This window comes from Bacillota bacterium, assembly GCA_012518215.1.
Taxonomy (GTDB): Bacteria; Bacillota; Dethiobacteria; order DTU022; family PWGO01; genus JAAYSV01.
Genome location: JAAYSV010000029.1, coordinates 67266 through 78124 on the forward strand (window position 1 = coordinate 67266; position 10859 = coordinate 78124).

Annotated in this window: 8 protein-coding genes; all 8 read right to left on the reverse strand. The window is 46.8% G+C overall.

What is annotated here, in order from left to right:
* Positions 1-3: 3 nt before the first annotated feature.
* The 8 genes from GX364_05270 to dnaA all read right to left on the reverse strand — a co-directional run bounded on the left by GX364_05270 (position 4) and on the right by dnaA (position 10490).
* Positions 4-1341, reverse strand: a complete 1338-nt coding sequence (locus GX364_05270; protein NLI70253.1) for an FAD-binding protein — start codon at positions 1339-1341, stop codon at positions 4-6.
* A gap of 39 nt (positions 1342-1380) precedes the next feature.
* A complete protein-coding gene (gyrA, locus tag GX364_05275) occupies positions 1381-3801 on the reverse strand; it encodes a DNA gyrase subunit A (protein NLI70254.1) in 2421 nt (806 codons plus the stop codon).
* A gap of 50 nt (positions 3802-3851) precedes the next feature.
* A complete protein-coding gene (gyrB, locus tag GX364_05280) occupies positions 3852-5762 on the reverse strand; it encodes a DNA topoisomerase (ATP-hydrolyzing) subunit B (protein NLI70255.1) in 1911 nt (636 codons plus the stop codon).
* Between the two features lie 51 nt (positions 5763-5813).
* Entirely contained in the window at positions 5814-6053 is a 240-nt protein-coding gene (locus tag GX364_05285) for a DUF370 domain-containing protein (GenBank protein ID NLI70256.1), read from the reverse strand.
* 100 nt (positions 6054-6153) lie between these two features.
* Positions 6154-6609 (reverse strand): DUF721 domain-containing protein, encoded by a 456-nt coding sequence (locus GX364_05290; protein ID NLI70257.1) that lies wholly within the window; start codon positions 6607-6609, stop codon positions 6154-6156.
* Complete coding sequence (gene recF / locus GX364_05295) at positions 6602-7723, reverse strand: DNA replication/repair protein RecF (protein ID NLI70258.1); 1122 nt, start codon at positions 7721-7723, stop codon at positions 6602-6604. Before recF ends, GX364_05290 begins: the two co-directional genes overlap by 8 nt.
* A gap of 10 nt (positions 7724-7733) precedes the next feature.
* Positions 7734-8885, reverse strand: coding sequence for a DNA polymerase III subunit beta (gene dnaN / locus GX364_05300; GenBank protein NLI70259.1), 1152 nt, complete (start codon positions 8883-8885; stop codon positions 7734-7736).
* A gap of 225 nt (positions 8886-9110) precedes the next feature.
* The gene (gene dnaA / locus GX364_05305) at positions 9111-10490 is read right to left on the reverse strand and encodes a chromosomal replication initiator protein DnaA (protein NLI70260.1); all 1380 of its coding nucleotides are present in this window, start codon (positions 10488-10490) and stop codon (positions 9111-9113) included.
* Positions 10491-10859: the final 369 nt, after the last annotated feature.

Genomic DNA, 10859 nt, shown 5'->3' on the forward strand with positions numbered 1-10859 from the left:
CCATTACCAGATCGCCTCGGCCGCAGCATTGCGCCCCGCCAGAATGCCGGACATTATTGACTCCGCAAGCAGGGTGCCCGGAATCAACTTCTCTCCCTGAATACTTCCTGCAGCTTCCCCGGCAGCGTAAATACCTTCCACGCCCGCCCCGGTTATCACTGCCCCGGAAGGAGTTGTCATCAAACCTCCCAGGCAGTAGCAGGCCGTCAGCCTCACGGGAGCTGCCTTCAGCGCACCGATCGGGCCGACTTTTTCCTGTTTCTGAACCGGTATCTCGAACCCATATTTTTTTTCGAATTCCGCCGGACCGCTCAAGCGTGCAAAATATTCTTCCCCGTCACTCCCCTGCAGCGATGCCTCTTCCACCACAATGATATTGGTGCGGCTTTTTCTGGAAGAAAGGAGATCGCACAATGTATCGGTACTGACATTTTCCAGAGGTATAATTTCCTCCTCGTTCACCATGAAACAGCTGCCCCCGGGGGTTTTCCGGTGCCATTTCCCGTCTTCCTCGCCATATATCTCGGGGAAACAGGCAAAAGAATCTATCTCTGTCAATTCCGCTTCCATTTCCCGGGCAATACTCAACCCCATCGCCCTGTTACCCGGGCGAAAATCCCCTCCCCTGACCCCGGGAGCAAGTTTTTTCATCAATGATGCATTTCCCAGGAACCCACCGTCAGCAACAATTATTGTTCGGGTATGAACGGAAATCCGGTCGCAATCTGCAGTTTGCACCTGCAATTCCAGACGATTTTTCCCTGTTTTTCTGCCATCCAGTCGTTTTACAGCATCAAAATATATTACACCGTATTTGATAGCGGCTTGGCGCAGATTTTCTTTGATTTCCGCCAATATCAATGGTTTTTCAAAAGTGTAACGGTAATATGAATTTTCTTTTTCGACTTTGAAACCTATTTTCAATTCTTTTTCCAACCAGCGTGCTGCCGTTGGGGCGCGCTCGTCCGCCATCCCGGCAAGCCCCTCCCCCCCCTCGAGGACACCGTTACTGTCGGAAAACTCGATCAATGGCATCTCGGGCATTTCCACCGCAAGCTCATGTCCAGCAAGGTTGTCCCTCGCGATGATCCCTTCTTCAACGATGCCGGGATAATCTTCCTCGTCCCCGCTCCAGAAAACCAGAACCCTGGCCCCGCTCCTGGAGGCTTCAAGAGCCGCTACATGAGCGGCTACCGTCCCCCCGATTACCACCACATCCGCACTGAATGAAGGACCATCACCCGGCGCCATGGGGTAACACCCTGGATTCCCGACCAACAAAAAAAAGAAAACCAGAACCCATACTGTGATTTTTCCGCCAACAACCCATTTTTTTCGCAACGTTGGAACCTCCCCCGACCGTTATGTACGGGGAGGTTTCTAATCGATATCCGTCAGGATGATGACATTATCATCCTTGTCAACCCTCATCAGAATCACGCCACGAGAGTATCTTTTTTGTACCGGGATGCCCCTGGCGTTGAGCCTCAGGATGACACCCTTTGCCGTCCCTACAATGAATTCCTCCTTGCCGGCGATCAACTTGAAGCTGGTTAATTTACCGCGCTCGGCATCTGTCTTGATGACAAAGACTCCTTTTCCCCCTCTTTTTTGTACACGCATCTCTTTCAGGGAAACTCTTTTCCCGAACCCCTTGGATGTGATCAAGATAGTGTAAAGATCTTCATCCTTGATGATGTCTGCACCGATAACGCTGGCACCAGGGTGCAATCTCATGCCGATTACACCTCGCGCTGTCCTTCCCATGGCCCTGACATCCTCCTGCTTGAAGAGGATGAAATGGCCCGAGTCGGCTCCGATGATAACCTGCTCTTCCCCCTCGGTCAAAATAACATTGACGAGCTCATCGTCTCCGGCAAGCGTCAGGGCTATCAATCCCGATTTGCGGGCACGGCTGAAAGCTTTGATCGATGTTCGTTTGGCATAGCCTCGTGCCGTGACCATCAGCAAAAACTGGTCTTTCTGAAAATCCTGTATGGGCATGATGGTCGTAATATATTCTCCCTCCTGAAACGGCAGGAGGTTTACCATGGCCGTGCCTCTTGATCTCCGACGCGCTTCGGGTATTTCATATGTCTTGATATGATAAACCCTTCCCTTGTTGGTAAAGCACAGTAACATGCTATGCGTCGAACAGGTGTGCATCTGAATCACGTAATCCTTGTCCTGGGTCTTTGCCCCGATTATCCCCTTGCCTCCCCTTCGCTGGTTCTTGTAGTAGTCAAGGGGCATTCTCTTGATGTATCCTTTCTGGGTCAAGGTGATGACGACATCCTCCTCGACAATGTAATCGGTTTCGTCAAATTCCCTGGCTTCGATGATTTTTGTTCGTCTGCTATCCCCGTGTTTCTTTTTTATGTCCCTCAATTCGTCCTTGATTATTTTCAAAACAAGCCTTTCGTCAGCAAGAATTTCCTTGAATCGAGCAATGTTTGTTTTGAGTTCCCTGTATTCCTCTTCCAGTTTTTCCCGTTCAAGGCCGGTCAATTTCTGGAGCCGCATGTCCAGAATCGCCTGGGCTTGAATCTGGCTAAGATTGAATCTGTCGATCAATTCCTGGCGAGCAGTGGGCACATCCCTGGCAGCCCTGATCAATTTTATAATTTCGTCCAGATTGGAAAGGGCGATACGTAACCCCTCCACGATATGAGCACGTTCTTCCGCTTTCTCCAGATCGAACCTGGTGCGTCGGATGATTATATCCTTCTGGTGTTCAATATAGTAATGCAGCATTTCCTTGAGATTCAAAACCCGCGGTTCCCCGTCAACCAGGGCAAGCATGATGATTCCAAAACTTTGTTCCAATGGTGAAAAGCGGTTCAACTGATTGATGAGGATATGGGGATTGACCCCCGGCCTCAATTCCATAACGATTCTGACCCCGAGGCGATTTGATTCATCCCTCATGTCGGCAATACCCTCTATCTTTTTCTCTTTGATCAATCCGGCAATTATTTCAACCAGCCGCGCCTTGTTCTGTTGATAGGGTATTTCCTTGATAACGATAACATCTCTCTGTTTCCTGGATGTCTCCACAACGACTTCGCCCTGTACCTTTATAATGCCCCGTCCGGTCAGATAGGCCTGTCTGATCCCCTCTTTCCCGGCAATCACCGCCCCCGTGGGAAAGTCAGGCCCCTTGATAAAATGCATGATTTCAAAGATATGTGCATCGGGGTGGTCAACAAGAAAAATGATGGCATCGATGACCTCGCCGAGGTTGTGAGGCGGAATGTTGGTGGCCATCCCCACGGCAATGCCGGCCGACCCGTTGACCAGCAGATTGGGGAATCTGGAAGGCAACACAGCTGGCTCCTCCAGGCTCTCGTCGAAGTTGGGTACAAAATCAACCGTATTTTTTTTGATGTTATTCAACATCTCCATGGACAGGGAAGACATTCTGGCCTCGGTATAGCGCATCGCCGCTGCCGAATCCCCGTCCAGGGAACCAAAGTTGCCATGCCCGTCCACCAGCGGGTAACGTGTCGAGAAATCCTGGGCCATTCTTACGAGCGCATCGTAAACAGAAAGATCCCCATGGGGATGGTATTTCCCCAGCACCTCCCCCACTATCCGGGCCGCCTTGCGATAAGGTTTATCCGGAGTTATTCCCATCTCGTTCATGGCATAAAGAATCCGCCGGTGAACCGGCTTCAAGCCATCCCTCACATCCGGCAACGCCCTGCTTACGATTACACTCATGGCGTAATCCAGAAATGATCTTTTTACCTCTTCATGGATGTTGATCGGAACAACATTTTCTTTTCCTTCGCCGTCCATCGTTCCTCCCCTTCAATACTCATCCTGACATTCGGTGTCCATGTCCCGCATCAAACATCGAGATTCTGCACTTCAAGTGCGTGCGTTTCGATAAATTCGCGGCGCGGTTCTACTTTATCCCCCATCAAAATGCCCAGTATTTCGTCAGTTTGAAAAACATCAAACAACTCCACCCGTTTGATGATCCGTGTCTCCGGGTTCATGGTTGTATCCCACAACTGCTCGGGGTTCATCTCCCCGAGCCCCTTGTAGCGCTGGATGGCAATATTGTCATGCCCTATTTCCTGCAACAACTCCGCCAATTTTTCCTCGTTGTAGATATACCTTTCCATTCGTCCCTTTTTTACCTTGTAAAGAGGGGGCTGGGCAATATACACGAATCCGGCAGAAATAATCGGTTCCATGAAGCGAAAGATAAAGGTCAGCAACAGGGTGCGGATGTGGGCTCCATCCACATCGGCATCGGTCATGATGATGATCTTCTGGTAACGTGCTTTCTCTATCCTCAGTTCCTCGCCGATGCCGGTGCCGATGGCTGTAATCAACGTTCTTATTTCCTCGTTGCCAAGGATCCTGTCCAAACGTGCCTTCTCCACGTTCAATATTTTTCCTCTCAGGGGTAAAACCGCCTGAAATATACGGTCGCGGGCCTGCTTGGCTGAACCCCCGGCAGAATCCCCTTCCACGATAAACAGCTCGCTCTCGCCAGGATCCTTGCTGACACAATCAGCCAGTTTGCCAGGCAAGCCAAGGAACTCCAGTGCATTCTGCCTCCTGGTCAGCTCGCGGGCTTTGCGTGCCGCCTCCCTGGCTTGTGAGGCACGGATACATTTTTCCATTATTTTTTTTACCACATGCGGATTCTGCTCAAAGAACATCTCCAGATTTTCATAAAGTACACTTTCCACCGCCCCACGGATTTCGCTGTTACCAAGTTTTGTTTTGGTTTGACCTTCAAACTGGGGTTCTTTCAATTTTACACTTACCACCGCGGTAAGGCCTTCCCTGACGTCATCTCCACCGAGATTGGGCTGGTTGTCCTTCAGCAGGCCGCTTTTTCGCCCGAAATCGTTCAACAAACGCGTCAACGAACTCTTGAAACCCAGCTCATGGGTACCTCCCTCGATTGTTCTGATGTTGTTGGCGAATGTATAAATGGATTCACTGTAACCCATGTTGTACTGGAGGGCAATTTCCATGTGGTGCCCTTCCCGGCTTTTCTCTATGTGGATCGGGTCATCGGTAATCACTTCTTTGTTTTTATTCAGATACCGGACAAATGAGGAGATCCCCCCTTCATAGATGAAGGTATCTTCCTTTTTTATCCGCCTGTCGGTAAATTTTATCTTCAGCCCCTTGTTCAGAAAAGCCAGTTCGCGCAACCTTTGAGCCACGGTATCATAATCATATTTGATGTTTTCAAAGATGGTATCGTCGGCCTTGAAAGTGATCGATGTTCCGGACCCCCTTCTCTGCCCGATTTCTTTGATTTCTGCGGTTGGTCGTCCTCTCTCATAACGCTGATAATATACCTTTCCATCCCTGTTGACTTCAACTTCCAACCATTCCGCCAAAGCGTTGACAACCGACAATCCCACCCCGTGCAGCCCTCCTGCCACGCTGTAGCTTTCCTGATTGAATTTGCCACCAGCATGCAAGACTGTCATGACCACTTCCAGGGCGGGCCGCTTGCTTTCCCGGTGTTCTTCAACGGGAATACCGCGGCCATCATCTTTGATAAACACAGTATTGTCCTCATCGATAACTATTTCTATGTTCTTGCAGTAGCCGGCCAGTGATTCATCGATACTGTTATCTATAACCTCGAATATCAATTGATGCAGACCTCGTTCGGAAGTGGAGCCTATATACATGCTGGGCCTTTTTCTTACCGCTTCAAGCCCCTCCAGAACCTGTATTTGAGAAGCACCGTAAATACTATCTTCTATTTTCCCGACCATCCATTCTACCCCCATGAATAAAATAAAATGCCGATTCTGCTGTTTGGTATATCAGGATTTTTTCTTCCTTCTGGCCAGCGCGTAAGATGATATCGGGGAGAAAAAAACCCTGTCTGTGGTAACTATGAACGATTTGTTTTCCCCGCCTGTAGCTTCATCCTTGAAGTCCCCATCTTTGGGGGAAAATTCAAGAAATTGACGATTCACCTCTTTGTCCCTTATATCCAGACTGAATATCCCCACGATGTCCTTCGAGAAAACAATCCGGGACTCTCCTATGTGCAAAAACATACAGTATCTCCTTGCTCCTGGCGTTATCCCCAGTCATGAAAAAACTACCGTTAAAAGTATAACATATCTTGAGAATTAATTATAATAAAACAAAAATAAACTAGCGCCCCTTGCTTCCTTTCTCCAGTATGATCTTGATTTTCTGCTTTATTTCCTGCTGCTGGTTCGGAATCAATTCAAGAATTTCTTCTATTTCCTCACGGCTGAAATCCTGAAGATATGGACGCTTCCGGTCTTCCCTCCTCTCCGGGGACACTGTATCGTTCCCTTCCACCTCGCCTACAAAAAAATAGATGTCCTTGACCGTTTCTTTTTCAAAACTGTCCCCCATTCTTGTCAATATCTTGGGTTTCAACATCGCCAGGTGATGTGTCCATACAGAATCACTCACCTTCACCCATAGAACGCCCTTGTTGATTTTAACCGCCTTTGTCCTGGCTGCAATCTTCTCTCCGACCATCTCTGCCCATTTAATCAACACCTCTTGCTGTTTGACGACCTCCAGGAGACCTTTCTTGTGCAATATTTTTTTTATTATTTCACCAATATTATCCACAACTAATGTTCCCCTTATCAATCCTGAAAAACAATGTTTCCATTTTTCCGGGAAGATCCAGTCGTTCATAACTGGTAATGAAACATTGTATTTTGTTTTCCTCGATCATTTCCAGCACCTGGTAGCTTCTGCGCCGATCCAGTTCCGAGAAACAATCATCCATGAGCAGGAGCGGCTCTTCTTTTTTTTCTTCTTTCAGCATCGATGCTTGCGCCATCTTGAGCGAAATAATGGTGGTGCGTTGCTGGCCCTGGGATGAGGCTTTTTTTATTTCCCTGTTGTTCAGCAAGACGGACATGTCATCCACATGCGGGCCCACCAGCGTGTATCCCCTTTTCAGTTCCTCCTCTTTCCTCCGCTCCAGGGCTTCCAGGAAATTGTTTTTTATTTCATGTATACCTTTGTTCCCCCCGTCCCCTGTCAGGCCGTTTATGTTCACTTTGCTTTTGTATTCCAGTTTTATATCTTCCTTGCCACCGGTAAAATACCCCTGAAAACGGGAAGCATACTTCTCCATTCTGCCCAAATATTTTATTCTTTCCCGGATAATCCTGCTGCCGCAATCAGCCAGAAATTCACCCCATGTGTCAGGGGAATCATCATGATAAAAAACCCCGCTTTTCAATATATTGTTTCGCTGGGCAAGGATGCGGTAATATTTGATCAGTTGATGGTAATAATGGGGATAAAGCCGGGTAATCTCCGTATTCAAAAAACGCCGGCGAACTGCCGGCCCCCCCGTTAGCAGAAATATATCCTGTGGGTAGAAGATGACCACGGGGAAATGTGAAAAATACTGGTCAACGGTCATCTGATGGTAATTTATTTTTATCGTTTTTCCCTTCAACCGATGATAATCTATCTGCAGGCTTCGCGGTCCATCCCCCAGGTGCACCTCGCCCTGTATCTTGAAAAAATCTGAATTCCATCTTATCAATTCTTTATCTTTCCGGGTGCGATGCGATATGGCGGAAAAGATAAAATAGATTGCCTCAAGCAGATTCGTCTTCCCCTGTGCATTTTCCCCGTAAATTACATTGAGATTGGGACCGGGCTCTATACCGGCAAGCGCATAATTGCGAAAATTATTGACGCCGATTTTTTCAAGATACAATCCGTGCCTCCTAAAGAGTTTTCTCTATTTTGATGGGCAAGACCAGATAGAGAAATTCCTTGCTATTTTCAGGCCTGATGATCATCGGCGCTTCCCGACCGCTGAACTCAATCTCCACATTTTCGGATTCGCCGAGTTTGAAGATGTCCGCCAAAAATTTTACATTCAGCAGAATCTCTATATCTTCCCCCTCTTTGGAATGAACGGGCATCTCTTCTTCCATCTTCCCCCACGCCGAAGAAGCTTTAACCTGCAACATATTTTCCTTCAGTTTAAGGCCCACCGCCCGGCTCAGATTGTCACATACCAGCGAAGCCCGTCCAATGATTTCCTCAAAATCTGCACGGTTCAATTTGATTTTTGAAATCACCTCGGTGGGTATCACCCTTCGAAAATCGGGGAATTTTTCCTCGATCAACCTCGTGATGAAATAAACATGGCGGAAAGAAAATATCAGCTGGTTGTCCTGTGGATAGATGAGCACATCCCCTTCTTCATCATCCATCAACAGCTTTGAAAGTTCCCTCAAAGCCCGGGCCGGTACCAGGTAATCGCTGCCTTCATATTCCCAGGGATCAACTTCTCTTTCTTCGACAGCCAATCGGTAGGTATCCGAAGCAATAAGGTTCAACTTGCCCCCCTCGACCGCAAACAACACTCCGGTAAAGGCCGGCCTGGCCTCTTCCGTGGAAGTGGCGAAAATGGTATTCCTGATCATCTTTTTAAGTTCCGTCTCTTTCAGTGTCAGGGGCTTCTTTTGATTTTTTTTCTCCTCAACGTCGGGAAATTCGTCCGCCATCACCCCTTTCAGGTTGAATTTTGACTCTCCCCCCCTGATGTCAATATTGCAAGTTTGTTCATCGACATTGATCTCCACTTCATGATTTTTGGGCAAGTGCCTTATTATATCGATAATTTTTGCAGGCATCAGGACCTCGTTCAGCGAACCGTCGTCAGCAGGTTCAAGTTGTACCTGTTGTTCTTCCACTCCAAGTGTGGTCCTTATCCCTATTTCAAGGTTGGTAGCCACAAATGTCAGTTCGTTGCCTTTTTTCTGAACAAGGATATTGTTGAGTACGGGCAAGGTGGTTTTTCCGGGAAGGGCTTTCTCCACCACCTCGAGATGTTTGCTAAGCGATTCTTGGAAATATTTGATGATCATTTTTTTCCTCCTTTGATTGTTAAGATCAAGTTTATATATATAAAAAATCAGTAATAATAACAGTGCCTGTTCAAACTGTGTATAATAACTGTTGCTGTTGCAGTGGCGCACCCCGGCAGTTGTTGATTTACCCGGGAAATTATACACAGACTGGCGTTGCTATCAACAACAACTTTTTAAACACAGGATATCCAGATGACAATTAACAACTTTATCAACCAACTGTTAATAAGATTTGATGTTGTCCTTCAATTTTTCAATCATCTCCCGGATTTCTGCGGACTCAAAGGCCATATTTTTGATCTTGTTGCAGGCATGAAGCACGGTAGTATGATCTTTTCCCCCGAAATCGTTACCAATTTTGGGAAGAGACAGGTCTGTAAGTTCGCGTGACAACAACATGGCAAGCTGCCTTGGAAAAACAATATGCTTGCTTCTTTTCTTGCCTTTGATTTCCTCGGGAGTTATGCCGAAGTACTGGGCGGTGGCCCTGATGATGCTGTCCACACTGATATCTTTCTGTTTTTCAATCAAAATATTTTTCAAAGCATCATCGGCAATTTTCAAATCGACGGGGCTGCTGGTCAGGGAAGAGAAAGCCATTACCCTGATCAGGGCTCCTTCCAGTTCGCGAATGTTGGTTTCAATTTTGTTGGCGATATAATTCAGGACCTCATCGGGAATGTCTATATTTTCCAGGTAAGCTTTTTTCTTGAGAATGGCGATACGCGTTTCCAGGTCAGGTTTGTTGATATCTGTTATAAGTCCCCATTCAAAACGGGAACGTAGACGATCCTCGAGGGTGGGTATTTCTTTGGGGGGGCGATCGCTGGAGATAATTATTTGTTTGTTGCTTTCATGCAATGCATTGAAAGTATGGAAAAATTCTTCCTGTGTCTGCTCTTTGCCGGCCAGGAACTGGATGTCATCGATAAGCAAAACATCTATATTGCGGTATTTATTGCGAAAACCTACAGTTTTGTTGTCCCGGATGGCATTTATAAAATCATTCATGAATTTCTCAGACGACAGATAAAAAACATTGTCCCGGGGAGAATTGTTGATTACAAAATTCCCGATTGCATGCATCAGGTGAGTTTTGCCCAGGCCAACGCCGCCGTAGATAAAAAGAGGGTTGTAGGCCCTTGATGGGGCTTCTGCCACCGCAAGGGATGCCGCGTGAGCAAGGCGATTGCAGTTTCCCACAACGAAAGAATCAAAAGTGTATTTGGGATTGAGCCATGGCGGATTGTTGAATAATATGCTTTGGGGGTCGGCCTCCGGTACGCGGTGCCGATGAAAAAGAAGAGAACTGGAAACTTCCTGGTCATCGAAAGAACTTTTTCCCTCCAGGGCCGACCCGCAGGTAAAGAAAATATCGTAATCGGTGGGAGAAACCTTTTTGATGGCATCCAGTAGCAGTTGTTTGTGCCTTGTTTCCAACCAGTCGCGGGTAAAATCATTGGGAACTTCCACGATGATGCGGTTTTCTCTGATGGAAAGGGGCTTTGTTGGTTTCAACCATGTTTCGAAACTGGGCTTGCTCAATTTTCTTTCAGCCTCGTCGAGCACTTTTTCCCACAGGGAATTTATTTCTACGGTCATAAGAACTTCCTCCAAAAAAAGTTATCAACAGAACGGGGAGCTTATCCACAAAAAAGGGACCACTTATCCACAGAAAACTGTGCATAACTCTCATTTTTGAAGATGTAAATTAATATTAACAGATAAATAAAAGGGCTGCAATAATTAAAAAAATGATAAAATCTGTTAATTTCGTTTAAAAACTCGCGTTTAAATAAAAATAAAGGGTTATCCATGTTTTATTATTTATTTTGGAAACGAAAAAGGGAAATTGTAAAATGAATTGCCCGGGGGGTTAAAATAATAGCCCATCCACAGCCAACATCAGTTACACTGAAGTTGCTAAATAAAACAGAGCAACGGAGGTGACATTAGGATGGGCCAAGACAA

Coding starts and splice junctions, on each gene's coding strand:
- gyrA (NLI70254.1), bottom strand. CDS start 3,801: ATGGACGGCGAAGGAAAAGAAAATGTTGTTCCGATCAACATCCATGAA.
- gyrB (NLI70255.1), bottom strand. CDS start 5,762: ATGGTCGGGAAAATAGAAGATAGTATTTACGGTGCTTCTCAAATACAG.
- GX364_05285 (NLI70256.1), bottom strand. CDS start 6,053: ATGTTTTTGCACATAGGAGAGTCCCGGATTGTTTTCTCGAAGGACATC.
- dnaN (NLI70259.1), bottom strand. CDS start 8,885: ATGATCATCAAATATTTCCAAGAATCGCTTAGCAAACATCTCGAGGTG.
- dnaA (NLI70260.1), bottom strand. CDS start 10,490: ATGACCGTAGAAATAAATTCCCTGTGGGAAAAAGTGCTCGACGAGGCT.